Below are 26,466 nucleotides of genomic sequence, written 5' to 3'. Positions count from 1 at the left end.
AAGTTTAGAATGTAATGTTAGCACCAAACACAAAGGTTTTCATTTGAGGATAAGCACTTCCGTCAGTAGAGCGCAACTCAGGATCGAAATATTTTATTTGCGACCAGGTCAGCAGGTTAGAACCGCTGAAGTAAAGACGCAATCCTTGAATTTCGGATACCTTGGACAGTAGCAGTTTCTTGAAGTCGTAACCTATTTCTACATTCTTCAGGCGGAGGTATGAACCATTACGCATCCAGAAAGAAGAAAACAACTGGTTATTGGAGTTGCCTCCGTAATACAGGCGTGGAAATTCCGCTTTCGGATTCTCTGGTGTCCAGGTGTTACCGATGTGATGTTCAAGCAAAGCTCCTCCGCGTCCCTCTATGTATGGGAAGGCCAGGTAACCATTGTAGTAAAAGTCTGCCAACGCTGCCCCCTGGAAGAAGAAGGTTACATCAAAACCTTTCCATTCGGCATTCAGGTTTAGTCCGTATACCAATTCCGGATAATTGCTGCGTCCGATAGCTATTTTATCTTCTGCGTCGATGATGCCATCTCCGTTTTGGTCTTTGTATTTAATGTCGCCTGCCTTGGCTTTGCCGAATTGCGGTTGAGGCCAGTTATTGGCTTCCTCGTCAGATTGGAACAGTCCCAGTGCTTCGTAACCGAAGTACTGACTCATGGAGTGTCCGGTACTGCGCTGTCTCGGGTTGTTTTTCTCTCCGGCAGGTTCCAGCAGGTCAATCACTTTGTTTCTGGCCCAGGTCAGGTTACCTGCAACGGAATAATTGAAATCGCGCAGATGATTGCGATGCGTAATGTTCAGGTCGATACCTCTGTTGTCTACTTTACCTACATTGGCAGCCGGTAATTTATATCCCAGGATAGCCGGCATATCTGTACGTTCACGCAGGATGTCGTTTGTCTTTTTATAGAACCAATCCGCTTCCAGATTGAGTTTTCCGTTGAAGAACGAGGCATCTATACCGATATTGAACATTTCAGAAGTTTCCCATGTAATGTTAGGATTCGGGAAACGGGTCTCAGTATATCCCGGAGCGATTTCCGGATTCTGACCGCCGAATACGGCATCGCCGCCTGTACCATAAGCAGACATATATTGGAACTGTCCGATGTTGTCTGTGCCGGCACGTCCCCATGAAGTTCTTAGTTTCAGATTGCTAAGCACTTCCGAGAAGGGTTCCATAAAAGGTTCTGCCGATATACGCCAGGCAGCCGATACAGAAGGGAAGAAGCCATAACGTTTGTTTTTCGGGAATTTTTCCGAACCATCGAGGCGTCCGTTCGCTTCCAGCATGTATTTCTCTTTATAGTTGTAGGTCAGACGGAATACCGAACCGATTTTACCGGTTTCGGAAGCACTGCCGCTATTATCCTTGTCTTTGTCTGGTCCGGCAAACAGTTGCTGGATGGAATAAATACGATATTTGGTACGTGAGGCCCAGAAGTTTTCGTCGGCTCCTTCCGAACGTGAGAATACAAATAATGCTCCCAATTGATGATCCTGCGCAATGGTTTTATTATAGGCTGCCTGGAACTCAAACGTCATGGCCTGACTTGTAGAGTACGTTTGTTTCAGTTCCGCACCTTCGCGGTTCGGTGAGTGTCCGTCATATTCTCCTGTAATCTTGTTCCACACATAGAAGTCTACCGGAGTGGTCCATCTCTTGATGCTGTTGAATATTTTGTCGTAGGAGAAAATACCCTTCAGATTCAGGCCTTCGAGTCCCGGGACATTGAAATCCAACATGAAGCGTGTGTTTAATACACTTTTACGATCTTTGACCCAACCTCCTTCGGTAGCCAGACCGATAGGGTTGACACCCAGTGACACTTTACCTAAGTTGCCGTCCGGAAAGCGTCCCGGATCTGTCTGCGGGTTACGGTGCATATTATTGAATACATCGGAAGTACTGCCGGCAATACTGTTTCTGTCTTCCTGGCGATAGGCCATATCTGCCGATAGATTCAGGTATTTGTCCACAATGTTGGCGTCTATATTCACACGTGCGTTATATCGGTTGAAACCGGAGGTCGATTCATTGGTACGTGTGTCACCATAGAGGGCATCCTGTTTCACATAGCCGAATCCTGCAAAATATTTCACCTTATCAGAACCGCCGCTTGCCGTCAGGCTGTGCATCTGTTGCCAGGCGCGAGGGAGCAATACCTCTTTGTTCCAGTCCGTGTTAGGATAACCGTAGGGGTCGGAACCATCTCTGAACTTCTGTAACTCCTCTTCATTATAAATGCCATACATACCCGGGTCTTCGCCCAAATCCATTTCTTTGTTGCGCCAAGCCTCATTCATGAAGCGTGCATGATCATAAGAACTGGCAATCTCAGGCATACGGGTGGGGGTACCAAAACCTACTTTGAAGTTATAGTCTACTTGTGCTTTACCACTTTTACCACGCTTTGTAGTGATAAGGATTACACCGTTTGCTCCGCGTGCACCGTAAGGGGCTACGGCAGAGGCGTCCTTTAATACCGTCATGCTCTCGATTTCACTGGGGTCGAGTTGAGCCATACTGCGTCCGATGATACCATCCACTACAATCAAGGGAGAAGAGGAGGTAGGTGAGCTGGAACCACGGATAATGATGGTCGGGTCATCGTATCCGGCTTCACCGCCGGTTTGCTGGATCAACACCCCGCTGACACGTCCTCCGAGTGAGGAGGCCAGATTGGCAGTAGGTACATTCTTGAGCGAAGATACCTTTAGCGTAGAGGCTGAAGCAGTCACAGTCTGTTTTTTCTGTGAGCCATAGCCTACTACCACTACTTCGTCCAGGGTTTTAGTGTCTTCTTTCATTTGGATATTGAAAGACGATTTGCCATTCACCGGTATTTCCTGAGTCAGGTAGCCGATGTATGAAATCACTAATACTGATTTCTCTGGCACTTCCAGCGTGAAGTTTCCTTCAATGTTTGTAATATCTCCTGTTCCCGGTTGCCCTTTCAGCGAAATGTTGGCTCCGATAATCGGGTCACCGATCTGATCGATCACCACACCTTTGATTTTGATTCTGCGCTCTTGCTGGGTGATTGTCGTTTCGGACGCTTTTTCTTTGTCTACATACAGAGAAATGTAGTTATTGGAGAACTTATACGTCAGTTTTTTGTTTCTGAGTGCCGTTTTCAGGATTTCCGTTACAGTGGCATGGGTGTTTTTTACCTCGACTTCCTGTGAAAGGTCAATTTCGGCATCACGATACATGAACAGATAATTAGTCTGTTTCTCGATTTCACGCATTAACTCACCGAAAGTCAGACTACTCTTGGAGAGAGTTACACGAGCCTCCTGCGATTTTACGTTACCAGCCTGGAGCTGAAAGAGAAAAACGAATATAAAGAACACGGACAGTTTCATAATTCGTATAATATGTGTTAATTCAAGTTGTTGATGGACATACCATTTCTGCAACAAGTTTTTTTTCATAACTTTGTCGTACGTTTAAAGATTAATACTATAGGTCTATTTCGAGATGGATAAAAGATAGTATTGACTCTTTCGGGGGTGAGTGTTGGTAGCGCTCACCCTTTTTTGTCACACTATCCATTGTTGGGGTGAAAAATATCTAAGTCATAGTGCTGATTTGTTTTTAAAGGTTAGACATTGGTATTTAATAAATCTCATAATGCTCGTCATCTGTTTTTTTGAATTTGAAGTGGTATACTCCTTGCAGGGCTATCAGGATATTGTCCACATCCTCGCTTTGCCGGATTTTACCGGAGATTCGTTCATCCAGCTTCACATCTCCGGTGAATTTGAACAGTACGTTGTACCACAGGGTCAGGTAATTCAGAATCTCTCCGAAGGGTTTTGAACGGAAACTAAAGATGCCGCTTTTCAGGTATTCTTCATTATCGAAGTTAGAGGTCGACACTATCATGCGGTTGTTTACCAACGATACTTTCTCGTGAGGATTCAGGTATACCTTCTCGTTCCTGTTGTTTTTGTTATAGACCAACACACGGCCTTCTACGAGGCAGGTCTCAAACTTATTCTCTTTTCCGGCATAGGCGAACACGTTGAATCGGGTACCCAATACTTGTATGTTGAACCGTTGCGTTTTTACGATAAAAGGTTTTTTGGCATTTTTGGTCACCTCAAAATACCCTTCGCCATTTAGCTCTACCGTACGGCTCTTCCGGTTGAATGCATTGGGGATTTTGATTTTACTCTGAGGGCTTAGCCATACGGAAGTACCGTCCGGAAGAGTCATGTTGACTCGCTGCCCTTTAGGGACATTGATTTCTGTATATAAGTCTTTTTGTCCGATCTGTGCATATCTGTTGCTAATGAACCAGGTAGTGGTGACCAGCAGACAGATTGCGGCTGCATACTTTAGAAGCCCGATACGGAAGCGGCGTATAGAACGTCGTTTCAGTCGTTTGTCGAATTCAGCTATACCTGTTGCGGTCTTTTCCCGGTCTCCTTCCTGTGATGTGAGTCCGGAGATGGCCCATACAGCTTTCATGCGTGCAAATTCTTTTTTAGCTTCCGGATTATTCCGGAGTCTATTCAAAAAATCCGCTTTTTCGGTGGCTGACATGGCACCTGTGAAGTATTTTTTTAGTTCATCATTCATGGTTCCTTGAGTGGTTTTACAGTAAAGACAATCGGGGATGCATTTGCCACCAAAGGAAATATAAAAAAATCTTCTAAATAATAAAAACAAGTAAGGGAAGATAGTCTTTAAGTTCTGATCTGAGTTTACGTAATGCGATAGATATTTGATTTTCAACAGTATTGATGGATATGTTCAGACGCTCGGCTATCTCTTTATATTTTAATCCTTCTATCCGGCTGAGGAGAAAAATTTCTCTGCAACGTTCAGGCAACTTTTGCATTGTCTGGCTTAATAGATTTTCTACTTCCGGAATGGAGGAGACAGCTTCGTCGAACTGTTCCAAAGCATATAGGTTCAGTTGATATTCCAACTCTTCGTCTGCTTTCAGTGAACAGGTTTTAGCCTGAATATACGACTGGTGTTTCAGAAAGTTTAAACATCTGTTTTTGATCAGTGTGAAAAGAAAGGCATCCAGATGTTCTATGTCTTTCAGTAGGTCCAGATGTTCCCACAGATAAAGAAAGGTATCCTGCACTATGTTTTCTGCATCCTCTTCTGCAATGACATAGGTTTGTGAGAAGCGGAGCATTCTTACATAATATATAGAATATATGTCTGAAAAGCTTTTCTGTGTTTCCAGTAGATGATTAGGCTGCATTCTTTTTAGCGGACTTATTTCTTTTGTCTATAGTATAAGATATGTTTAGATTGCAAATATAACTAAATAGTTTGCAATGTAGGAGAGCAGGTTTATTTTTTATTTTGCTATTGTGAAGCATCTTTCTTTAATATGTTTTTTCGGAAAATGCTCTTTTTTATTGGAACACGGTTGAATAGGGGTAAAATCGTGGACAGTGCCTTTTCCGTCCTCTCATTCGCAAAATGCACTTCTATCTTCCATCTTCCACCTTTTTCCATCTTTTTATCTGATTATCATTTAGTTAATACGGTGGAAGATCGCGTTTTCAGCCCGTTTATCTTCCACCTTCATCTTCCATCTTCCACCCTCTGCCATCGCTTGAAAAACTTCCATAATTCCCTCGTATTCAGAATTATACTTTCTGTTTCTTGTCAGTTTTCCCTTTAAAAAGCATTTTCATTCCCTCGCTTGTTTGTTTGAAAATGCTCTGCTTTTTTCCGGAAGTCCTTTGTTATTTGCCGCTTGGGATATTCTTTGCCCCCGTCCGCCCCATTCCCTGTCCGCTATTCCCTTTCTCCCGCCTTCCTGAATAGACGGCGCTTACCCTTTACCTTGTCCTCCTCCTTTCCTTTCACCGGCGCTTTCCCTCAAGCATGGTCTGTCCGAAGCATACGTTGCCTTGACGCTGCCTTTACGTGCGTCCCCCCGTAACCTTGAATGCCGGTTCCATTTACCAACCGGGGTAAACGCTTTTACATGCCGAGGTAAATGGCTTTACATGCTGAGGTAAATGCTTTTACATGCCCGGGTAAATGGCTTTACATCAAGAATAAAATTCAGGTAAATATACTCTTCTGATTATCAATGATATTTAACTGCTGACCCAGTTACACATTTATCCGGGTGCCCCCTGAGAATCCCTTTCCCATATCCCCCCCCGGAGAAATTTGAAACCGCCTGGCGGTTCGTTCCCAACACAGAGATTCCCCTCCCTCCCCAATCAATCCCCCCTCCTTGTTTTCCAAGTATTCCCCCTTATATATTATAATAATGTGTCCCCCTTGGCCCTCCCTTTTCCCTTCTTTTTAAAGTATGCTCTAAAACCTACCTCTCCTTCAGTCTTTTACATATAAATTTATATTTTTTCATAAAAAATCGGCATAAGACGCAAAGAAAAGCAAAGTTCTACTTGAATAATTGGAGGTCAGTATTTTATATGCAGGGCGGATTGAAACAAACTTTGGCATAAAACGCTTGAAAATACCCCTTTCGGACAAAGTTCGGCTACTAAGCAGCTACCAGTCCTAAAGAGGATATATGGGATATAACAAGTTCTGTTTCATAACTATGCGTTGTTTTGCATAACTCTTGGTAACAAATAATTAACTACCTTTAGAAACGAAAATTTTAGAGTTATGAAAACAAAGAGAAGTACGTTTGCAACCTCGTTCTACATCAAGAGATCGGCAGTGAGAAACCGGGACGGAAAAGCCCCCATCATGGTGAAGATCTCCATTGATGGGGATGACAAAGTATTGGGAACCAAACTATTCGTTACGCCGGATTTATGGGAGAATGGTAAGGCAAAAGGCAAGTCTGCCGAGGCGACAGAGATAAACGGGCAGCTCAAAGAAGTCAGTGCCCGGCTTACCAACCACTATCACCGCATCCTCCGGGAAGAGGATTTTGTCACCGCCGAAAAGCTGCGTAACGCCTTTCTGGGTATCGGTGTGATGGAAAACTGTATCCTGAAAGATTTCGAGAACATGAACCGGGAATTTGAGGCGATGGTGGAGAAAGGACAGCGTGCCAAATCCACTTACAACAAGTACTTGGCCGTGTACAACCATTTTGCCACCTTCCTTTGGGAGAAGAAGAAACGAACCGATATGGCTTACAAGGAACTGACAAAGGAGATTATCACCGATTTCGACAAGTACCTGCGCGTGGAAAAGGGATTGAGTGACAACACTCTTTGGATATACACCATGCCACTGCTCAGCCTGACAGACAAGGCATGGCGGCGTGGTATCGTCCGTTCCGACCCTTTCGGCGAGTACAGCCTTGAAATGCAGGAGACAGACCGGGGCTACCTCACGGAAGAGGAACTGCGCACCCTGGCTAACGCCGTGTTCGTGAAAAAACAGACCAACCTCGTACGTGACATGTTCCTCTTCGGGTGCTTCACCGGACTTAGCTACATTGATATAAAGACACTCACCCATGACAAGATCCAGCGCATGGACTTCGACGGCGAGGATTGGATCATAACCCGACGCACCAAGACCCGTGTGTCGAGCAACGTTCCCCTTATGGAAATAGCCAAGGAACTGATAGAAAGGTACAAGGGACTTGCCGGAGGCGATTTCGTATTTCCCATGCCCTCTAACGGTACATGCAACAAGCACCTCAAACAGATTGCCAAAGCCTGCGGCATCAGCAAGGAGATCGGATTCCACCTGAGCAGGCACACCTTCGCCACGACCGTCTATCTCTGCAACGGCGGCACGATAGAGGCGCTCTCCAAGATACTCGGTCACAAGCACATCAGCACCACGCAGATCTACGCTGAAGTAACCAACAAGATGGTAAGTTCAGATTTCCGTGCAATCTCCGGCAACCTCGCCGCCATGCAGCGGAGCGTACTGGAGAAAAGGGACAGGAAGCAAGGTAGGAAAAAGGTGCACCGGTCCCTCCGGGAAACGGCTTGACACCTTTCTCCATGCGAAACACGGCAAAGGCAGGAACCCCGATACAGTGCTCCTGCCTTTGCTGCATTTTCCGATGTATATCCCCGTGCGTTTATGTTGGACTTTTCCCCCGTTTGCGCTTTTGTCTCATGTCCACGTAATTTTCTTCCAGCATACGCAGCAGATCCGACTGGCGGTAAAGCGTCTTGCCTGGCAGCGATATGTACGGGATCAACCGTTGTGTGCGGTAGCCCTGCAACGTCCTTGACGTGATATGTAACATTCTGCACACATCCTCACCCGTGAAATAGACCTCGCCGTTCATCGCCGGACGGAAATGCGCCGTCACCGTATCAATATACCTCATGCCCTCTTCCAGAGCCTCGAAGTACGCACGTACCTCTTCCGTGTCTTTTGTTATCACTTCCATGTCACTCGTCCTCCATTATTTCCCGGCTCATGGACTCCACGAATACCTCCACGTCCTCCGTCCGGTAGTAAATCTTATGGTTGATCTGGCTGTACGGCAGCAGTCCCCGGTCACGGTAGGTCTGCAACGTCCGTTTACTGATCCCCAGTTTCTCGCACACGTCCGCCCCGTCCATCCAGTTCATCTTCCCGGGCGGGCGGTAACGGGCGCAAAGTTCCTTCACGTGCCGTGAGAAGCAGCCGAACCGCTCCTTCATCTCCTCAAAGGTCTTCTTTTCAATACTTACTATTTCCATCGTTCTGATACATTTTTCATTATACTTCCCTGCAAATATATGGATTCATATAAAACTATGTATCAAAACCGTATAGCTTGTCACCGTTTTGCTTCACGTTCGTAGCCTTGTCGTACCCCAAACGATGAAAGGCGGGGAAAAGTCCTACATAAACGTACCCAGTTCAAGGGTACGCACGAGAACGGAATCCATAGTACCAATTCCGGATGGTTCAAAGGAAAATGTGTACTACGCACCGACTTCACCCTCATCCAGCCACGATGCAAGTTGATGGGGCACGGGGCAAATTTCGTCACCGGCTTGCCCCTTGTCAAAGCCATCTCTTTCGAAAACGGACTGGAATAGTTATTTTACTTTTGCGGTAATTTCATCTATCAGGTTCGTGATCTTCTCAATGGAATACTTTTCTATCAATCTCCTGTTTGCCGCTTCTGCCTTTAGTCTTTCATTGATTAATTTTAGTTGTGGCAAATCTGATTGACAATATTTGCTCAAGTGTTCTATTTCACTGCCCCAAGAGGTATATTTATAACGGAACTGTAAAAAATGCAGAAAGGTGTTACGTGATTCGTTGGACAATCCCAAAATACTTTTTGAAACCTTATCCGCATCAGCCTCTTGGAATATTGAAGTATCCCTATAAAGACGCTGTTTGACCGGGACTACATCATTCAATGCCGGATTCAGGCGTTCGCAAGTTTCATCCGTCAGATTTTCCAGCATGACAGACACTTTATTAGGGCATTTCTTCAATCTTTGCCCGAATAGTTTTTGAAAATACGCAACCAGTCCATTCAAAATTCGATCTGAACCAATATTAGAATGATTCCTTCTTGTACCCGCATGTACCTTTGAGTTACAATTCAACAAACCCTCCATGTCGCTGATACCTTCCATCAGCCTGTCTATGGAGTGCTTGCCTTGGGCTATGATGTCTTCCTCGGATACGTGAACAAGGTTGTCGCTATATAAAACCGATAGTACAGATATAATGACAAACAATTCTTTTAGATCAACGCTTTCATCCGCAAAGTAATATCGTACCGTTTCCCCGTAGTGTTTCTCGTATTCCCCGTTATCCAGTCTCCAATAGTCGTACAGGTAATCCCAACTGTTCAAACTTGCGTCTTCGGCTGCAAAATATTGTTGCAGGTAGGTCGTGTCAAAATACCCGCTTTCCAGATAGCAGACAATTTCATTAACGATGAATCTATCAAAAATATCCAACTGTTTACCTATCTCTATAAAACGGTATTTGGAGAGGATTTTTTCACGCTCCTCATCTTTCTCTTTATCCGGGAACATGTCATACAGGCTGTTGAATAGGCTTCCGATCCGAGTATTCCCACCCTTATACTCGCAGTAAACGGCGACAAAATTTGCCAACAACGATGTTATGACAAGTTTGTACTTGGGAGATTTATGATAATGCTCCGGCAAAGCCATGGCTATCCTGTGATAATCGTTCAGACATTGCCGCAGGACTCTTAAATTATCGAATTTAGAGGCATGGAATATCTTGATGATAAGCTCTTTGTTCTCAGACAAGAGGTTCCTGTTGTTGGTGGATATCTCGCCAATGAAGAAATCGAGTGTCTCCCCTATATTTAATTTGATCTCAAAAGTGCGCCCGATAGTCTTTTCCTTGAAATCCTTGAATTTCAACTTGCACTTATCGTCCTCTTTTTCGGAAATCTTGTTCTCATCGCCAATGATGATGACCTTGCATTTACAATGTTCCGAAAAGTAATTGATGTATCCCAACAAGGTTTCCAGTTTTACATCACATCTTTCAAGGTCGTCAAAAATCAGAATCTTGTTTCCTTTTATTTCGGAATTTTCTTCTTTCAACAACAAAATGGAGTCCAAGTCACAGGTTACACTCCCTTCATCCTTTCCGTCACCGTCGATGTCATATTTCAAAGCGATTTTCGAGGCGGCTTTTAATATATTCTTGGCCAGTTTCATTCCCTTGCTGTACAGCCACGGGGATATTTCCTTGTTGATTTGTTCTGTGATTTGCTGGGTAGTGGTCAAACCATATAAAGACACATATATGGGCCGCCATTTTAACTTGTCTGCATCTTTATCGTTTTTCAGTTGCTTTATCCATTGGCGGATAAAAAACGTTTTGCCGCATCCCCAGGCACCTCGCAGCATGATGGCATATTGCGGATCGGGTATTTCCGCATATTCATTTAAAAAGGTGAGTATGTTTCTATTCATAGCCATGTTCATTAGAGGTTTCAAAATTACGGAAAAGAGTCATAATTCTGATAACTTTTAAGAAATAAGTTATTACGGTCAATTCGTGTTTCCGGATGATTGTCGGAGCGTTCCCCTTCGGGTCGGGCTTTCCCCTGCAATCCCTAACGTGGGTGAAAGGGTTTTCACTGTCTTGCGCTTACACCTTGGCGCACGGGTTGTCCCGTCCCGGCGTCCGCTGCCGACCACTCCGGCAGGCTGCATGGCCGAAACCGGACATCGGGGCGGAAGGACAAACGGAACACGTCCGTCCGTGCCGTCACACGGGGCTTCGGCTATCGCCGAAACTTCCCGTGCCCCCTCCCGTCCGAAAGAGTTCCCCCGTGCTTGTCCGGAAGCCGGAAGCTGACAGTCCTCCCATATACTTCTCCCGCACGTATGTCCTTGCCTTGGGAAACGGGCGTTCCCGGCTCTCCGGAAGGCTTCTTTTTCCCGCACCCGGCAAGTAACCGACCATTGACAGGAATGACTGACAGGGCATTTTTTCCCTAAGCTGATTGGAAAAACATTGACGAAGGTAGGCGGAGGTGAAAGCAAATCTGCAAAAAATGCCAAATCTCCACCCTGCGGGTAGTATTTACCATTTTTTCAGATGGTTGCCATTCACCTTTTCCGCTATCAATGATTGTCAATGTTCTTCCCAATCAGCCAAGGGAAAAAAATGGTTGGGGCGACAAGCGATGAAAACAGAGTAATAACGATTAAAATTTGTGAGTTATGGCAACAACGAACAGCACCATCGAAAAAATTGCACCGATGTTCACCGAGTTATTGATAAAGAAAATCGAGTGCCTGAAAACGGATTGGCAAAAACCGTGGATAACGAGCCTTGAACAAGGTTTGCCCCGCAACATCAGAGGGACGCTCTATAATGGCGGCAATGTCTTGATGTTATTGTTCTACACCGAGTTCATGAAATTCACTTTGCCCGTGTTCCTCACGTTCAACCAAGCGAAGGAAGAGGACTTGAGCGTCAGCAAGGGCGCACGCTCGTTTCCCGTCTATTATTGGTTCAAGTTCGTGGTACACAAGGAGACGAAAAAGACAATCAAGTACGAGGAATACCGCAAGCTGCCCGCAACCGAGCAGGAAAATTACAAGGTCATCCCGCAGATGAAGTATTACAACGTCTTCAACATCGACCAGACCGATTTTGCAGGGAAATACCCCGAACGCTACGAGCGCATGAAAAAGGGAGAGCAGCCCGAAGACTATTCGGACGGGATGATTTACGAGGCGTTGGACGAGCTTGTCTATCTGCAAAATTGGTATTGCCCTATCAAGGTGCAGTATTCGGACAGTGCCTACTATTCGCCCTCTTCCGACCATATCGTTTGCCCGCAGCGTGAGCAGTTCCCGCAGGGAGCGGAGTTTTACGGCACGCTCCTGCACGAGATGGCGCACAGCACGGGAAGCCCCCAGCGGCTGAACCGCACGTTCGGCTGCTTCTTCGGGGATGCGCTCTATGCCCGTGAGGAACTTGTCGCCGAACTTACCGCAGCCCTTTGCGGTGCGTTCTTCGGCTACGCAACCGCACCGCAGGAGAACAACGCCGCCTATCTGAAACACTGGCTCACCAAGCTAAGGGAGGAACCCGCCTTTTTGGTGGAGATATTGGGGGACGTGAACAAGGCGGCGAAGATGATTGCCGACAAGGTAACCGAACCGGTAAACGAACCCGCAGCAGCCTAAGCGGGACAACAAAGGAACAAGAGTATAAACCAACGGGCGGAGCAATCCGCCCCACTTAAAGACATAAGACGATGAAAACATTATCAGAAAAGGAATTTAACGGCTTTAACGTTAATGCGATGTTTACCGAAAGAGCGGAACGGGCGAAAAAAGAGCTGTCTCCACTCATGCAGGAGATAAGGAAGTACATACCCCAAGCGGAATACGGCTACCACGTGGAGAGCGGTGAATATCCCGCATTTTACGGCGTGCGCATAGAGTTCACGTATAACGGCATCCGTTTCCATGTGTGCAAGATATACAAAGAGAACAAATACAGGATAGCCGCCGACATGGAGCATTTTGAATATGTCAACCGCTACGACATCGAAAGAGCGGGCAACCAATACGAAAAGCCGTGCAATATCGGCGTGTTCACCGCCAAGAAAATAAACGATTGGATAAACTACTACACGCAGATATACAGGCAGGTGGAGCAAGAAAATGTGGAGAACTCGAAAAAGGTCGCCGATTTCTTGAAAAGTATCGAGAATGAACCCGTAAGATGGGAAGGGAACAACCATTCAAAAGGGACGATAATCCGCAACGGCTTGCGCTTCACTTTCTACATAGAGGAAGGACACCTCTATTTTGAACTGTCCCTAAGTTATCGGGGAACGGCTGATTACGACACGTTCCGGCTGATAGCCGATAACCGCTATATCCCGAAAGGAAACTATTAAACAACCACGGGCGGATTCCTCCGCCCGACAATACCCGAGAACATGAAAACGACATTCATTTACAGACTGGTTTACCGCCTAATCCTTTGGGCTTCGGCGGTGTACTTCCTCACCACCACCGCAGGGCAGTTTTTTGCCCTATCCGCTACTTTGCTTCTGTTAGGCTTCGTGGCACGGCTTGTTTTCGCCCTTGCGTGGCGGTTGTTTGTCGGCTTCATGTTCATCTTGATAATCATTCTTTTAATCATCTGAATCATGGAAGGAAAGAAGTTTAAACACAAGTATCTGCCGTACCTCACTTGCGTGGTCGTGGCAGCCACCCGAAAAGGGTACAAGGTTTTGGAAACCCAAGTTTTGGGCGGGCGCAGGAAGCCCAAAACAAAGACAGCCTACTACTACGACATTGATTTTGATAAAGAGCGTGGTTTGTGGCAGGAAGAAGGCAAGTAATAACCGATAAAAAAATATCAATATGGAAACAAGGACATTGGCAGAAAACGGAACACCCGTTACGAAAGAAAAGACGGTAGCCTTTTCGGGACACCGCACCAACCGTATAGCCAAGTTCACGGCAGACCGTGAGAAACTCTTTAGAGAGGTGGCGTTCGATACATTTGTAGCCATCGAGAGTTATTGTATCAAAAAAGGCTACCATACCTTTTTGTCGGGAATGTGCGAGGGCTTCGACCTTATCGCAGCAGAGGAAGTCTTGAACCTCAAAAAGGAATACCCGCATATCCATTTGAAATGCGTTCTCCCCTTCAAGGGACAAGCCGAGCGGTACACCCAGGCCGACAAGCGGCGTTATGACACCATTTTGGCGCAAGCCGATGAAGTGGTAACCTTGCAGGACGGATATACCGAGGGCTGTTTCCTACGCCGTAACGACTACCTTTTGGAAAACTCCGCTTTTCTGATGGTCTATTACGATTCGGTAGCCGTGGGCGGCACGTTCTACATCCTCAAACGGGCGGTAGAGCAGAAAAAGAAGTTCGCGAACGTGTGCTATAACCGCAGGTAAGCCGCAAGGGCGGACTTTCCGCCCGCTACTGTCTTTCGTGAGCCGGAGCGGGGAAAGAAAGATAGCAAAGAAACCGATTTCCCGACCGGAAAAAATTATCAAAAAGAACAAGAATAAACAATCAACTTAAAAACAAACGGATTATGAAGACAAAAGCAAATCAATCAGCAGCAGAGAGAAACATCACGATGGTAGCATTGGCAAACATTCAGCCGAGCGGTTTCAACCCACGCAAGCGTTTCGATGAAACGAGCCTTTACGAGCTTGCCGAGAGCATCAAGCGGCAGGGTGTGTTGCAGCCCATCACCGTGCGCCCCGTTGACGGGACAGACCGTTACGGGATTGTTTTCGGGGAACGCCGTTACCGTGCGTCCGTCATTGCGGGCAGGGACGAAATTCCCGCAATCGTTTCCGAGTTGTCGGACGAGGAAGCCGAGGAAATGGCGATTACTGAGAACTTGCAGCGCAAGGACGTGACACCCGTGGAGGAAGCCGCAGCCTATCAGCGGCTTATCGAGAGCGGACGCCACACCGTGCAGACCTTGGCGGTACTCTTCGGAAAGAACGAGAACTACATCCGCACACGGCTGAAATTCACCGCCCTTATCCCCGAAATCGCCGCCCTCTTGGATGCGGATGAAATCACCATCAGCGTGGCGGCTGAAATCTGCCGATACGGGGAGGACATTCAGCGTGAGGTGTACGAGAAACATTTGCAGGACGAGGGAACGTATAACAGTTGGCGGGGACTGAAAGCCGCCGATGTTGCAAGGCGCATTGAACAGAACTTCACCACCGACCTGCAATACTACCACTTCGACAAGGCCGAGTGCGCCACGTGCGCACACAACACCAATAACTTGCTGTTGTTCCATGACGGCGGGTGCGGGCATTGCGCCAACCGCACGTGTCTTGCCGAGATGAACGCCTCTTTCCTTATGGAGCGAGCCGTGCAAATCATGCGGAACCAGCCGGAGGTGTCGCTCTGCCGTGACTGCTACACCGCCAACGAGACGGTAGTAGAACGGCTAACCGCTTCGGGCTACGAGGTGGAGACCCTTGACAGGTACACCGCCTTTCCAAGCTGCCCCAAAGAACCCAAAGCCGAAAATTTCAACGACCCCGAACGCTACGGGGAAGCCCGCACCCGCTACGAGCAGCAATGGGCGGACTACATGGAGCAGGAGGAGGAAATCACCCGCAGGAGCGGAGCGGGGGAAATCACCGTCTATGCCAAAATCGGGCAGAAGGAGATTACATTCTGTTACGTGGAGAACGTGACAGAGACCGAGACAGCGGACGGAACGCCCGCACCCGCACCGCTCTCTCCCGTGGAGAAATTGGAGAAGCAGGACAAGCGCAATAAGGAAATCGCACTCGAACGCACGGTGGAGGACACCAAGAAACAGATTCTCGAAGCCGACATCACGGGCGGCAAGTTCAGTGCCGATGAAGACACGATGCTGTACTTCTTCCTTCTGTCCTCGCTCCGGAAGGAACACTTCGCAGCCGTGGGGATTGCGGAAGACAAGCCGTATATCACGGACGAGGACAAGATGGGGATTATCGGAAACCTCACGGTAAAGATGAAGACCATCATCCGCAGGGACTTCCTTGTAGCCAACTTCAAGGGAGCGTACGGGAACAACACCGTGGCGACCCTCTTGCTTGACTTCGCACGCAGGCACATGCCGGAGGAACTCGCCAACATCGAAAGGGAGTACAACGGGGTGTACGAGAAACGTCACCAGCGGATCGAGGAAAAGAAAGCCGTCCTATTAGTGCAGGAACGGGCAAGGGAGCGCAAGGTAACGCAACCCGAGGAACAACCGCAACCCGAAGAGATTGCAGCCTAAAGACAAAGGGCAGGGCGGAGAAATCCGCCCGCTACTTTCTTTCGTGAGCCGTAGCGGAAAAGAAAGATCGCAAAGAAACCGATTTTTAAACTTTCAAATTTTCAAACTTATGCGAACCGTACAGAGAACCTATACACTATTCGGCATTACGGAACTGGAGGACGAAGCCCGTCAAAAAGCCTATACCGACTGGCTTGCCAAGGGAAACGATTACCCGTATGCTTCCGAGAACTGCGACACACTCGAAGCCTTCTGCAACCTTTTCCGCATTGCCTGCACCAACTACTGTTACGACAGTTGCACATACGCTTACCGTTTCCATACCGGACACGAGGAGGAGACCGAAAGGCTTTCGAGCGTCCGCTTGCTGGCTTACCTCTATAACAACTTCCATGCGGAGCTGTACAAGCCCAAGGTCTATTGGACGAAAGACCGCAAGAAAAGACGCAGGAGCCGTATCTCCGTCACTTGCGAATGCCCCTTCACGGGGGGGGGGTGTCGGACGAAATCATCTTGCAGCCCCTCATGGACTTCATGCGCTCGCCCGACACACGGAATTTCAAGGAACTCATGCGTGACTGTCTGGAAAACTTCTTCCGCTCGTGCCGTGACGATTGCGAGTATTGCGAGAGCGAGGAATATTTCACGGACGAGAGCCACAAGAATAATTGGGAGTACCTTATCGACGGGACACTTTTCATAGAAACGGCATGAAGCAGGAAATCAGACAGAACGGGAAAACCGTCCTTTACAGCGAGGACGGTTGCAGCATCCCCATGATATTCAACAACCTTGTCGGGAAGAACCTCAAAGGCAGGGAGTATTCGGACTATATCGCTTTCGTAGCCATTCCCGACATGGGATTTACCTACGGGAAGATAGCGTATTATTCGGACGGGAATTTAATCGCAACGGGGGAAATCAAGCCATAACATTCCCCCTCTATGTTTCATCGCCGGAAGTCCGGGACGGGTAGCGATCCGCCCGGACTTCTTTTTTTACCCGCCCGTGGGAAAGGATTGACCCATTTTCGGACGCACTTCTTTTTCTTTCGGTGAGCCGTGGGCGGGAAAAGACAAAGAAGCAAAAAGAACCCCCTCGACTCACCGGATTTTTTAGCCAAGCTCCACACTCATTTTTTAGCAAACCTACAGGGAAAAACGGACAAGTAGCAAGGCTGAACCTGCTGGTTTTGCGCACAATCTCCACACCTTCGGGTCGTATTCCACGCAAAAGCCTTGCATGAAGTCCGTTCTTTCCCCGTGCCCCAAAGCAAAAAATAAATGTTTCACTTTTAATTTTTTGCATTATGAATACACTGTCTTTCCCTCAAATCACCGTAAGTTACAAGGACGCTGACGCATCCAAGAGAGTTAGAATCCACTCTTCCAAGGAGTCTTACGACATCCTCAAGACTTTCTACGAGGACTGTATGCAGCACCACGAGGAGTGCTGGGCGATGTACCTGAACGGCGCAGGCAGACTGCTGGGCGTTTCGTGCGTCTCACGCAGCGGCATGAACAGTACGGTGGTGGACATACGCATCGTCCTCCAGACGGCTCTCGTCTCTCATGCCTCGGGAATCATCCTCTCGCACAACCACCCTTCCGGATCGACCGTGGCGAGCACGCCGGACAACAACCTGACCAGCCAGTTGAAGAAAGGCTGCGAGGCAATCGGCATACAGCTTTTAGACCACATCATACTGACCGAGGACGCCTACCTTAGCTACATGGACGAGGGGATGCTTTAAGCGTCCCTTTTTTTGTTCGCTATCCGTTTCGCACTTCTTTTCTTTCGTGAGCGGGGCGGGAAAAGAACAAGAAGCAAAAGAAACCGGAAGGCGGCAGGGCGGATATGGAAAGCATCCTGAATGATGCTTTCCATTTCGTCCGGCTCACGCTACATCTTCAATCCCCGTTTTCGCTCCTGCCGGATGTCGGAGAAGGAGAAGCCTCCCGTCTCCTTGTCGAACTTCACCGACTTGTCCTTCTGCACGCCGCCCGGCGTTTCCATCCGTTTCACATTCAGCGGCTTCCCGTTGTAGAAGTCCGTCATTTGCCGGTAGTTGAACTTTTCCCCCGTCAGGCTTTCCATCAGGCTGTTCAGCGTGTAGATGCTGTCTTGGTTATGCACGCTCTCCGGCACGAACTCCGGGTGATTCTTCACTATGTCCGGGTACAGCGTCTTCGCCATTAGGCAGACCTCCGGCGAGCGTTCCGCCCACGGGATCATCATCAGCGACTCCCGACTGTGGGCGGCGCACCTGACATACACATCGGGCGTGAGCAGGCTTTTCGGCACTCCGCCACGCCCGACGGCGGACATCCCCGACGTTTCCACCGCCACCCGCACCCGCTCCGGTGTTTGCAGGTGCACGGGCAGGATGCTGATACACCTGCCGTCCAGCGGCAGCAGGAAGTCCGCCATTTCGCCATTCATCACCTCCGGGCGGATAGCCACCGCCACCCCGTAGAGTTCTTCCGGGTTATTCTCCCGGCACTCCTTCAGCACCTCCATGCACACCTCCGCAAAAGGGATATGCTGAACCAGCCCCCGGTGGAAGTCGTTCCCGAATCCCGCTTCCGTTTCCAGCGCCTTCCGGCACAGTTCCGGTGTCTTCATCTCTTCGGGCACGTTCTCCAGCTGCCAGCCGTCCTCTTCAACGGCGGCACGGCACACCTCCGCCGTGCGGTCGTGCCTGCATATCATCTCCAGAGGTACCTGATACATTCTTTCTTCTTGTTCCATGTTTCTGTTTTTTTAGATAGGTTGTCTCATATTTTCATTCCGTTGCGCCTCTTGGGTGCGTCGTTCCGTTCCGGCTCTTGCTGTTCCTGCTGCCTCTGCTCCTGCCGCTGGCTGAGAGGGGCGATGCGGAACGTCTCTTTCTGCCGGTCGAAAGTACCTCACGGTCTTTCAGGAAACCATCGGGCACCTCGATGCACTTGACCGCCATCCGCTTTCCCCCGTAGAAGTCCGCCATCTGCCCGCAGGTGAATTTCTCGCCCGTCATCTGCTCCATCAGGCGGCACAGCGAGTACACGTTGTAATAGCTGTCCACCGGTTGCGGCACGACATGGGGATGGGCATGGATCATCCCGGGATAGTTCAGGTACGCCGTCAGGCACGCTTCCAGCGACCGTTCCCTCCACGGAATCATCACGAATGACATCCAGTTATGTTCGGCGCATTTCCGCCACAGCTCCGGCGTTTGCAGGTGGACGAGCAGCAGGGACAGGCACCTGCCGTCCTCCGCCACCAGAAAATCCGCCATCTTCCCGTCGAACACCTCCGGTCGGATTGCCGAAGCCACCTCGTAAAGATCGGCTCTGCCCTCGCCGTACCAGTCCCGTATGGCTTCCATGCAGACCTCTGCGAACGGGATATGGTGCAGCAATGCCAGATGCCCGTAACCGAGTTCCGCACTCGCTTCCAGCGCACGGCGGCACATCTCCGGGGTTTTCATGTCCTCCAGCACATGTTCCAGCGACCATCCGAACTCCCTGACGGTATCGGCGTACCGCTCTGCGGTGCACTCGTGCCGGCACAGGTCTTTCAATTCCGCCAAAGCCGGCACCTCACTCTTTCCCAGTTCCACTTCCATCCCCGTCCTCCTTGTCGTTGTCCGCATTGAAGTCGTATTCCAGCTCGACCGCCTGACCGTCCGAGTCCTCCACCCAGACGGTGAAGCTGCTCTGCTCGTCCGACAGCCGGGTGTAATAGAGCCGGAACGTCTCTTTCTCCAGCGGGTAGCGGTCATTGGGCAGCAGCACCGTGCCGTCATCCAGTTTGAGCGTGCCTTCCCCGTCGAAGAGGAACCAGCGGATCGTGTACCGGGCGTCCTCCCAGCGTCCTTCCCGTTTCAGCTCGCACCGTATCTCCGCCGTCTCGTTCACTTTCAGCTCCTTCGGGACGGGCATCGTCTCCACCGTGAACAGGTATTTCGTCTGAATATCCAGCCCGTCATTACAGGCTGCGACCAGCACGAGGGCGGCCACGATGTAGCAGCCCGTGAATATTCTATAAATCATTGTCCTCATATACAATTATATTATATAGCAGTTATCGAATCATGAAGCGGATTCCCACGCCGACCTGCGTGTGGAATTTCCCGCAGTCGCCGCCGAACAGCACCCGTTGGCGACCGTTTACCAGCAAGACAATCTTGTCCGTCACGTAGGCGGACAGCTCCAGCGTGAGCGCACCCCCGTAGATGAAATTGTCCTCATCCGTGAGCCGGGAGCCGTCCGGCAGCAGGCTCTCGCCCCAGTTCACCGTCTCGTACCCGGCAAGGGCGGACAGTCCCAGTGCGGCGAAGAACGTCTTCTTCCGGTCGGAAAGGAAGTTCAGGTAATAGCCGCCCTCGCCCGTGAACTGGCTCGCCGGATAGAGGCAGTCCCGGTAGCCGTACCGCTTCTCCAAGTATTCCACACCGACCACCCAATGGTGGGCGTTCTTCGTGTAGGTGCTCACCGCTATCCCGGCGTGGTAGCCGAAGCCGTCGCCGTTTTTCCAGCGCATGTTGTCCGACAGCCCGCCCGTGAGCTGTATGCCCCTCATTCCGGGCAGGCACCGTTGGGCGTGTGCCCGGTTCACATGCAGGCACACCCCGAAAAGCAGGATAATGAACAGTAACCTTTTCATCGCTTACTTGATTTTCAGTTCGTTAATCTGTTTTGCCGCCACGAGGTCGGCGTTCTCCACCCGGATGGTCTGGTGCCTACCGCCGTCCTTCTCGAACAGTTCGATGACCAGCAGCTTGTCGTCCGGTATGGTGAACTGCGGGACGGCATACACCGTGCGCACGTCGCTTTTCCCCTCCGTCACCAGCACCTCGTTGTAGCTGCGCACCGGGTCGATCACCCGTTCCTGAATGGCGGTGCGCTTCGGCACTTTCTTGTCCACGACCTTGAACCGGATAAAGTCCGTCCGGAAAGCCACGTTCGACCTGTTCCTCGTTTCCGTGTGGAAATAGAACAGCCCGTTGTGCGAGTGGACGGATTTCAGGAGGAACTGCACCCCGAAGCGTTTGCAGCCCAAGTGCCGGATCTCCCGCCTGTCCTCCTTGTAGATGCTCTGCATGATCAGCTTCACCAAGAGCGGGCTTTCGCCTGCCAGTTCCCGGAAATGGAGGTTCATGCGGGTATGCGAAAAGTCCGTCGTGTTCCCGTTCTCCAAAAAATCCTTCATCTCGATGTTCAGCATCTCCGGCTCATGCGCATACCGGGCATTGAACGAATAGAAACTTCCGTCCTCGCAGATAACGGAAAAGTTCGTTTCCCCCGGAAACCCCTCGGTGGTCGCCTTCACCCGGATCACGTTCTCCGCACCGTCCGCTTTCCCGGCGATAATCCAATTGCTTCCCAAGTCCACGTACCGCACCGCCGAGGGGAAGATGATATGCACCGTCTTGGCGAACGTCACCTGCACCCCGTGGGGCGTAACCATCTGCCGGTAGGGTAGCTTCCGTGTAATCCCCTGATACAGGTCGTTGCCCGTAACCCGCTGTATCGTATCATTCACTTGTGCGTTCGCACCCGTCACCATGCCCATAAGCAGGGCGACCCATCCAAAAATCTTTTTCATTTGTCCTTTCTTTTTAATGGTTTTATAATCTGTCGATCTATTGTTGTTTGGCGTAAAGCATCAGCTCATACCCCGCTTTCAGGTGCACCTTTACCGTGCGGAACTTCTTGGCAAGGTACTGGCTGCCGCCCTGCATCAGCCCACGGGTGATGTCCATCGCCACCTGCTGTCCGGCGCTCCGTGCGAACGAGATGCTCGTTCCCAACCCGCCGCCGATGTTCGCCATCGCCTCCTTTGCCGCTTCCTGTTCCAGTGATGAAGGGACAGACAAGCCTTTCTGCCCGTCACTGTCATACACCGCCAGCTCCACGGGCAGCAAGTTCCCCCGGTATTCGATGGACGACACCACAATATCCAGCCGTTCTCCCTGTACCTTTCCCGTACCCGCAACGAGCGTGTTCTGCGGAATCACAAGGTTTCCCGCTTGCAGCGGTTCGAGCAGCCTGAGCTTCACCGTCTGTCCGTCCATAATCGTCTGATCTCCGTGGATGCACGCCCGTATCGTGTTCTTCCCCATAGTGTACCCGCTGCCTACCGCCGTGTTGAAGCCGTAGTTCCTCGGCTGGCTGTACCGCCGCATGAACTCCGCATCGCTCAGGGGCTGTTGCAGCCCCGATACCGTCCGCTCCCGTGCCACCTGCACCGCCACGGCGGGCTGTCTTGGACTGTTGTCGTTCTGCACGGCTGCGCCGTCCTTCCCGTTCTGTCCCATGTACTTGGCGGCAAGCTCGTAGCTCTTCTCCATCAGCGCCACCTGATCATCGATTCCGCCCGCCTGCCGTTCCCTTTCTTCCAGCTTGGCGGTCAACTCCTCCACCTGCCTTTTCAGCTCCTCCTTTTCCCCGTCCACCTTCGGTTCCTCGTAGAACGAGCCGAGCTGACGGTTGATGTCCCGGTAGGCGGTAACGGAAGAACGGCTGCCGCCGCCATTGTCCGAATAGTCCCTGAACGGTTCCCGTTCCGGCTCGCTGTCCGGCAGTTCCATTTCCACCCCGTCCATATCGCTCTCTTCGGAGAAGGCGAAGTCCTCCAGCGAGCGCACCTTCTCCGCCTGCTGTTTCTCCGCCTGCGCCTGCTCGTAGGCTTTCCGCTTGTCGCCGATGATCCCGTCATTCTCCGGCAGGGGGATGTCGGCGTTGAACGCCCCCACGGTGTCCCGGTTCACGTCCCGCTCCTCCGAAGGTGCGAATATCAGCCACATCGAGCCGAGGAACAGCAAGCCCATCAGCGGATATACCATCAGCTTCTTCCGTTGCTGCAACTGTTTCGGCGTGAGCGGCTTGGCTGTCTTCTTCTCCTTTTTCCCGCCGCCCTTGTCCTCCTTCTTTCCGTTCCCCGTCTCCGGGGCTGCGGCATCCGCCACCGTCACGTGCTGCGTTGCCGTTGCTTTTTCTTGGTTCTGTTCTTCCATCATGTCAAAAATTTATGGTTGTCCTACATTCTGATTCTCCTCCCCGGAGGCTTCCTTCTGCCTGTCTCCCCGGTTTGCCGCTTGCCAGGCGGTTCCTTCCGTTCCCGTTTGAGCGATGCCGTGGGACTTGCCCGGTTGTCCGCCCGCAGGTGCGCAGCCTTCCGTTCCCGGCGGAGCAGCCACTCACTCAACTTCTCCACCAGTCCCATACCGTCCGCTTTCAAAAGGGTTGATAATACTGTCATTGGGTAATTGCAGGCGCCTAATATGCTCTATCCCCAGTTCCTTCCCGTCGTTCCTGCCGATGCGGTAGATGGAGGAGACGGTCATATAGACCGACAGTGAGCCGAACGCCACCAGCGTCACGAGGATGATTGCCACACGCATGTCGGGCGAGATACGCCCGGCGAGGCGGCGGAGCTTCCCGTCCGCCCAATCCTGCGCCTTTGTGATGAATTTCCTTATCATAGCCGTCAGCGTTTGAGGGTCTGCAAATCCTTGTTCTCCGTGATCTCGAACCCCTCGATGATGAAGCCCTGCGGGTTGTTGTCGCTCCTGACCGCATCCAGCAGGCGGCAGCGGGTCACAAGGCTGCGCTCCGTAACAGAGCTTTCCCGCAGGATGATCTGCCGGGCGAACGTCCGCACGCTGTACGGGTACTTGTCGAAGTCGCACCGCAGGCTGTCTATCTCTATCATCTGGTTGATGTTCCCCGAGATTATCCGGTTGTAATACCCCTTTTCCGAGAGGTCCTTGTAGTAGTTGAAGGCGCTCTTGTCCGCCAGCAGCAGCGAGCGTTTGATATTGCCCTCGATAGCCGACTTGTCGGGCGAGAGCGTGAAGAACAGCTCGTGGAAGCGGCGCACGTGCTCCCGTGCCTCCACCGGGCGGTTCTGCCGCACGTCCTGCGAGAGCGCCAGCATCAGGCTCTTGCCGTTGTCCAGCACGTAGATCTTCTGCCGCTGCGCCTCGGCGAAGCTGTACGACTTCCACAGGGCGAAGCCCGTCACCACGGCGCACAGGCAGGCGAATACCAGCGTGAAGAGCCGTATCTGCCTGAAGCTCGTTTCGATATTTTTCAAACTCTTAAATTCCATGTTTCCGGTTTTTTATTCGTTATGACTCATTTTCTTGGGGCATCCGCCGCTACTTGATGATTTTTCCGGCGATGTTCCCCACGGCGGCACCCGCACCCGCTGCGGCGACGTTGCCGACCTTGTTTGCGGTTTGGTTCATCGCACGGTTGGCTTGGCTCACCCCGCCCGCCATGATGATCCAGTTGGCGACCGTCGGGATGGTGAAGTACCCGAATATCCCGATGATTAAAAAGATGATGTACACCGTGTTCGAGCTGTCCGGGATGAAGGTCGGGTCGCTCATCGCCTCGATGTCACGGGTGAGCATCAGCACTTGGATGCGTGCCAGCACCGAGCTGAACAGGTCGCTCACGGGCAGCCACATGTAGATGGAGATGTACCTCGTTATCCACTGCGTGAGCGTGCTCTGGAACCCGTCATAGACCGAGAGGGCGAACGCTATCGGACCGAGGATGGAAAGGGCGATCAGGAAGAACGTCCGTATCGTGTCGATCACCAGCGCAGCCGACTGGAACAGCAGTTCGAGCAGTTCTTGGAACCACAGCCGGATGTTCCGCTTCATGTTGTATTCCGTCCGGTCGATGTACATCACCGCCATCGTCTTCAAGTCCTTGGGCGACCAGCCCAGCTCGTCGAGCTTCTTGTCGAAGTCCTCCTTGCTCGCCAGATATGCCTTCTCCGGGTCACGGCGGAACGCCTCCCTCTCCAGCGTCTCCTTCTGCTCCCGGTATCGGTTCATGTCGAAGGTCTGTGATTCGAGCATCCCGTGGCAGCCCTTCACCACGGGCGAGAGCACCGTGTTGATCGTGCCGATGACGAAGGTGGGGAAGAAGAGGATGCACAGCCCGATGGCGAACGGGCGGAGCAGCGGGTACACGTCGATGGGTTCGGCACGGGCGAGCGCCTGCCACACCTTGGCGGCTACGTAGAACAGCGCACCCAGCCCGGCAATTCCCTTGGCTACCCCCGTCAGCTTCTCGCAGAGCGGCATCATGTCCTGATACAATACCTGCAATATCTCATGCAGGTTCGTGAAGTCTATCGCTAACAACATAGTCCTATATTATATTTATGTACGTGAACATTATTATATATTGCCACTCTCACCAGTAACGGTCTTCCGCATCCCCGTAGAGAGCCACCACCCGGTCGGCGTCCTTTTTCTTCTTCGCCCGCAGGTAGCTCACCGAGATGTTCTTGTCCGTATAATACTGCACGAGGTTGCGGTACTCCAGCAGCCGCTTGTAGCTCTGGTCGATGATAGCCAGCCGTTCGGCATCCGAGAGCGACATCCCCGTCACGTTCACCACGTTCTTCAGATCTTGCAGGATGTCCGCACTCTCGCTCAACAGCTTGGCGTACCCGAACGAGATGGTTTCCAGCTCGTCCGGCGTGTAGTTCGGGTCGCCCAGCATCTTCTGGTAGTTGCGCACGTAGATTTCCGAGATGTCCGCCACCAGCCCGATGGACTTCTTCACCTTCACTCCGCCTTTCACCACGTCATGCACCGCCTTTAGCGCATTGTAATACTTCCGCCCCTGCTCGAATATCTTCGCCGTTTCCCTGAAGCCGTCCAGCGTGTGCTGTGCGGTGGCGGAGGTCTCCACGATCTCCTTAGCTGTGTTGATGATGCCCTGCGCCAGATTGCCGGGGTCGTGTACGACCCATTGGGCGTTGGCCGCACCTGCCGTCAGGCACGCCACGCCCAGAATGATTGCCTTTATTGTTCTCATGTCCTTACTGTTTTAGGGTTCCGTCACTCTTTCTCCTGTACTCTCCGCCCGGCGACAGCCGGATGTGGTCTTTCTCCCGGTCATAGTCCATCATCACGGCGAAGCCCGTCTCGATGAACAGCACCCCTTCCGTTTCCCGGACGAGGTAGGTCTCCGCTTCACTGTCGCCCTTGTGGTTTCTGTGCATGACCGTTACACGGTACTTGCCGTCCTCTTCCCAGAGGGTGAAGGGCGGCTTGCCGCCCGTGCTGACCCACTCGCCGCACATCTTTTCCAACCGTTCCGCATTTGTCTCCTTGCAGGAAATGACAAACGCCAGCGCCACCGTCACCGCCGACAGCAGCAGGATTAAATTCAATCGTCTCATCTTGATTCCGTTTTTTTTAAGTTTTACAAAATTTTATTCTCTCCATTCCGTTTAGCCGTTTGTACATCCAGCCGTTCA

General features: G+C 50.9%; 29 protein-coding genes and 1 pseudogene. 10 read left to right on the top strand and 20 right to left on the bottom strand.

From position 1 onward, the window contains the following. Window positions 1–4 precede the first annotated feature (4 nt). From DBK98_RS01260 to DBK98_RS01250, 3 genes are all read right to left on the bottom strand, one after another. Entirely contained in the window at window positions 5–3,445 is a 3,441-nt protein-coding gene (locus tag DBK98_RS01260) for a TonB-dependent receptor (protein ID WP_005811117.1), read from the bottom strand. Window positions 3,446–3,629: 184 nt separating this feature from the next. After that, window positions 3,630–4,598 carry a FecR family protein gene (locus DBK98_RS01255; protein WP_032536195.1) on the bottom strand — a complete coding sequence of 323 codons (969 nt, stop codon included), beginning with the start codon at window positions 4,596–4,598 and terminating at the stop codon, window positions 3,630–3,632. Between the two features lie 73 nt (window positions 4,599–4,671). Then, on the bottom strand, window positions 4,672–5,238 hold the full coding sequence (locus tag DBK98_RS01250) for an RNA polymerase sigma-70 factor (RefSeq protein WP_032536194.1): 567 nt from the start codon (window positions 5,236–5,238) through the stop codon (window positions 4,672–4,674). 1,397 nt (window positions 5,239–6,635) lie between these two features. Here DBK98_RS01250 and DBK98_RS01245 point away from each other — a divergent pair. Then, window positions 6,636–7,931, top strand: a complete 1,296-nt coding sequence (locus tag DBK98_RS01245) for a site-specific integrase (protein WP_014299601.1) — start codon at window positions 6,636–6,638, stop codon at window positions 7,929–7,931. 91 nt (window positions 7,932–8,022) lie between these two features. Here the strand turns inward: DBK98_RS01245 and DBK98_RS01240 are convergent, their stop codons facing one another. The 5 genes from DBK98_RS01240 to DBK98_RS01220 all read right to left on the bottom strand — a co-directional run bounded on the left by DBK98_RS01240 (window position 8,023) and on the right by DBK98_RS01220 (window position 11,455). Then, on the bottom strand, window positions 8,023–8,340 hold the full coding sequence (locus DBK98_RS01240; RefSeq protein WP_008640967.1) for a helix-turn-helix domain-containing protein: 318 nt from the start codon (window positions 8,338–8,340) through the stop codon (window positions 8,023–8,025). Between the two features lies 1 nt (window position 8,341). Continuing rightward, window positions 8,342–8,635 (bottom strand): helix-turn-helix domain-containing protein, encoded by a 294-nt coding sequence (locus tag DBK98_RS01235; protein ID WP_008640965.1) that lies wholly within the window; start codon window positions 8,633–8,635, stop codon window positions 8,342–8,344. An 80-nt stretch (window positions 8,636–8,715) separates the two neighbouring features. Then, complete coding sequence (locus DBK98_RS01230; protein WP_025813736.1) at window positions 8,716–8,955, bottom strand: hypothetical protein; 240 nt, start codon at window positions 8,953–8,955, stop codon at window positions 8,716–8,718. A gap of 25 nt (window positions 8,956–8,980) precedes the next feature. Then, window positions 8,981–10,861, bottom strand: coding sequence for a P-loop NTPase fold protein (locus DBK98_RS01225; RefSeq protein ID WP_032535401.1), 1,881 nt, complete (start codon window positions 10,859–10,861; stop codon window positions 8,981–8,983). Between the two features lie 78 nt (window positions 10,862–10,939). Beyond that, window positions 10,940–11,455: a hypothetical protein gene (locus DBK98_RS01220; RefSeq protein ID WP_225481482.1), complete on the bottom strand. Its 516-nt coding sequence runs from the start codon at window positions 11,453–11,455 to the stop codon at window positions 10,940–10,942. A 162-nt stretch (window positions 11,456–11,617) separates the two neighbouring features. Between DBK98_RS01220 and DBK98_RS01215 the strand changes: the two genes are divergently transcribed. The 9 genes and pseudogenes from DBK98_RS01215 to DBK98_RS01175 all read left to right on the top strand — a co-directional run bounded on the left by DBK98_RS01215 (window position 11,618) and on the right by DBK98_RS01175 (window position 17,944). Then, complete coding sequence (locus tag DBK98_RS01215; RefSeq protein ID WP_014299604.1) at window positions 11,618–12,592, top strand: ArdC family protein; 975 nt, start codon at window positions 11,618–11,620, stop codon at window positions 12,590–12,592. Window positions 12,593–12,663: 71 nt separating this feature from the next. After that, on the top strand, window positions 12,664–13,314 hold the full coding sequence (locus tag DBK98_RS01210; RefSeq protein WP_014299605.1) for a hypothetical protein: 651 nt from the start codon (window positions 12,664–12,666) through the stop codon (window positions 13,312–13,314). Between the two features lie 42 nt (window positions 13,315–13,356). Beyond that, complete coding sequence (locus DBK98_RS01205; RefSeq protein ID WP_009041245.1) at window positions 13,357–13,566, top strand: hypothetical protein; 210 nt, start codon at window positions 13,357–13,359, stop codon at window positions 13,564–13,566. Window positions 13,567–13,569: 3 nt separating this feature from the next. Further along, window positions 13,570–13,764: a hypothetical protein gene (locus DBK98_RS01200; RefSeq protein ID WP_008640960.1), complete on the top strand. Its 195-nt coding sequence runs from the start codon at window positions 13,570–13,572 to the stop codon at window positions 13,762–13,764. A 22-nt stretch (window positions 13,765–13,786) separates the two neighbouring features. Continuing rightward, window positions 13,787–14,335, top strand: coding sequence for an SLOG family protein (locus tag DBK98_RS01195; protein WP_009041244.1), 549 nt, complete (start codon window positions 13,787–13,789; stop codon window positions 14,333–14,335). A 143-nt stretch (window positions 14,336–14,478) separates the two neighbouring features. Then, window positions 14,479–16,191: a ParB/RepB/Spo0J family partition protein gene (locus tag DBK98_RS01190; RefSeq protein WP_014299606.1), complete on the top strand. Its 1,713-nt coding sequence runs from the start codon at window positions 14,479–14,481 to the stop codon at window positions 16,189–16,191. A 109-nt stretch (window positions 16,192–16,300) separates the two neighbouring features. Then, window positions 16,301–16,905 (top strand): annotated as a pseudogene (locus tag DBK98_RS01185) (hypothetical protein). After that, a complete protein-coding gene (locus tag DBK98_RS01180) occupies window positions 16,902–17,123 on the top strand; it encodes a hypothetical protein (RefSeq protein WP_009041240.1) in 222 nt (73 codons plus the stop codon). Before DBK98_RS01185 ends, DBK98_RS01180 begins: the two are co-directional and overlap by 4 nt. Before the next feature lie 377 nt (window positions 17,124–17,500). Continuing rightward, window positions 17,501–17,944: a JAB domain-containing protein gene (locus DBK98_RS01175; RefSeq protein WP_009041239.1), complete on the top strand. Its 444-nt coding sequence runs from the start codon at window positions 17,501–17,503 to the stop codon at window positions 17,942–17,944. A gap of 149 nt (window positions 17,945–18,093) precedes the next feature. Here the strand turns inward: DBK98_RS01175 and DBK98_RS01170 are convergent, their stop codons facing one another. The 12 genes from DBK98_RS01170 to DBK98_RS01115 are packed head-to-tail and all read right to left on the bottom strand — an operon-like array spanning window position 18,094 to window position 26,388. Next, the gene (locus DBK98_RS01170; RefSeq protein WP_025813742.1) at window positions 18,094–18,942 is read right to left on the bottom strand and encodes a hypothetical protein; all 849 of its coding nucleotides are present in this window, start codon (window positions 18,940–18,942) and stop codon (window positions 18,094–18,096) included. 34 nt (window positions 18,943–18,976) lie between these two features. Continuing rightward, entirely contained in the window at window positions 18,977–19,798 is an 822-nt protein-coding gene (locus DBK98_RS01165; protein WP_025813744.1) for a hypothetical protein, read from the bottom strand. After that, the gene (locus DBK98_RS01160; RefSeq protein ID WP_009291495.1) at window positions 19,773–20,234 is read right to left on the bottom strand and encodes a DUF3872 domain-containing protein; all 462 of its coding nucleotides are present in this window, start codon (window positions 20,232–20,234) and stop codon (window positions 19,773–19,775) included. Before DBK98_RS01160 ends, DBK98_RS01165 begins: the two co-directional genes overlap by 26 nt. A 22-nt stretch (window positions 20,235–20,256) precedes the next feature. Continuing rightward, entirely contained in the window at window positions 20,257–20,838 is a 582-nt protein-coding gene (locus DBK98_RS01155; protein ID WP_009041276.1) for a conjugal transfer protein TraO, read from the bottom strand. A 3-nt stretch (window positions 20,839–20,841) separates the two neighbouring features. Continuing rightward, entirely contained in the window at window positions 20,842–21,780 is a 939-nt protein-coding gene (gene traN / locus DBK98_RS01150) for a conjugative transposon protein TraN (RefSeq protein ID WP_009041277.1), read from the bottom strand. A gap of 37 nt (window positions 21,781–21,817) precedes the next feature. After that, window positions 21,818–23,194 carry a conjugative transposon protein TraM gene (gene traM / locus DBK98_RS01145; protein ID WP_009041278.1) on the bottom strand — a complete coding sequence of 459 codons (1,377 nt, stop codon included), beginning with the start codon at window positions 23,192–23,194 and terminating at the stop codon, window positions 21,818–21,820. Window positions 23,195–23,203: 9 nt separating this feature from the next. After that, a complete protein-coding gene (locus DBK98_RS01140) occupies window positions 23,204–23,374 on the bottom strand; it encodes a hypothetical protein (RefSeq protein WP_162470352.1) in 171 nt (56 codons plus the stop codon). After that, a complete protein-coding gene (locus DBK98_RS01135; RefSeq protein WP_009041279.1) occupies window positions 23,375–23,659 on the bottom strand; it encodes a TraL conjugative transposon family protein in 285 nt (94 codons plus the stop codon). Window positions 23,660–23,664: 5 nt separating this feature from the next. Further along, complete coding sequence (traK, locus tag DBK98_RS01130) at window positions 23,665–24,288, bottom strand: conjugative transposon protein TraK (RefSeq protein ID WP_005647497.1); 624 nt, start codon at window positions 24,286–24,288, stop codon at window positions 23,665–23,667. A gap of 49 nt (window positions 24,289–24,337) precedes the next feature. Then, entirely contained in the window at window positions 24,338–25,342 is a 1,005-nt protein-coding gene (gene traJ, locus DBK98_RS01125) for a conjugative transposon protein TraJ (RefSeq protein ID WP_009041280.1), read from the bottom strand. Between the two features lie 49 nt (window positions 25,343–25,391). Continuing rightward, window positions 25,392–26,021: a DUF4141 domain-containing protein gene (locus tag DBK98_RS01120; RefSeq protein WP_009291497.1), complete on the bottom strand. Its 630-nt coding sequence runs from the start codon at window positions 26,019–26,021 to the stop codon at window positions 25,392–25,394. Window positions 26,022–26,025: 4 nt separating this feature from the next. Next, on the bottom strand, window positions 26,026–26,388 hold the full coding sequence (locus DBK98_RS01115) for a DUF3876 domain-containing protein (RefSeq protein WP_009291498.1): 363 nt from the start codon (window positions 26,386–26,388) through the stop codon (window positions 26,026–26,028). Window positions 26,389–26,466 lie beyond the last annotated feature (78 nt).

This window comes from Bacteroides sp. PHL 2737, from assembly GCF_004115325.2.
GTDB classification, from domain to species: Bacteria; Bacteroidota; Bacteroidia; order Bacteroidales; family Bacteroidaceae; genus Bacteroides; species Bacteroides hominis.
This window is presented reverse-complemented; position numbering and strand designations above follow the sequence as displayed.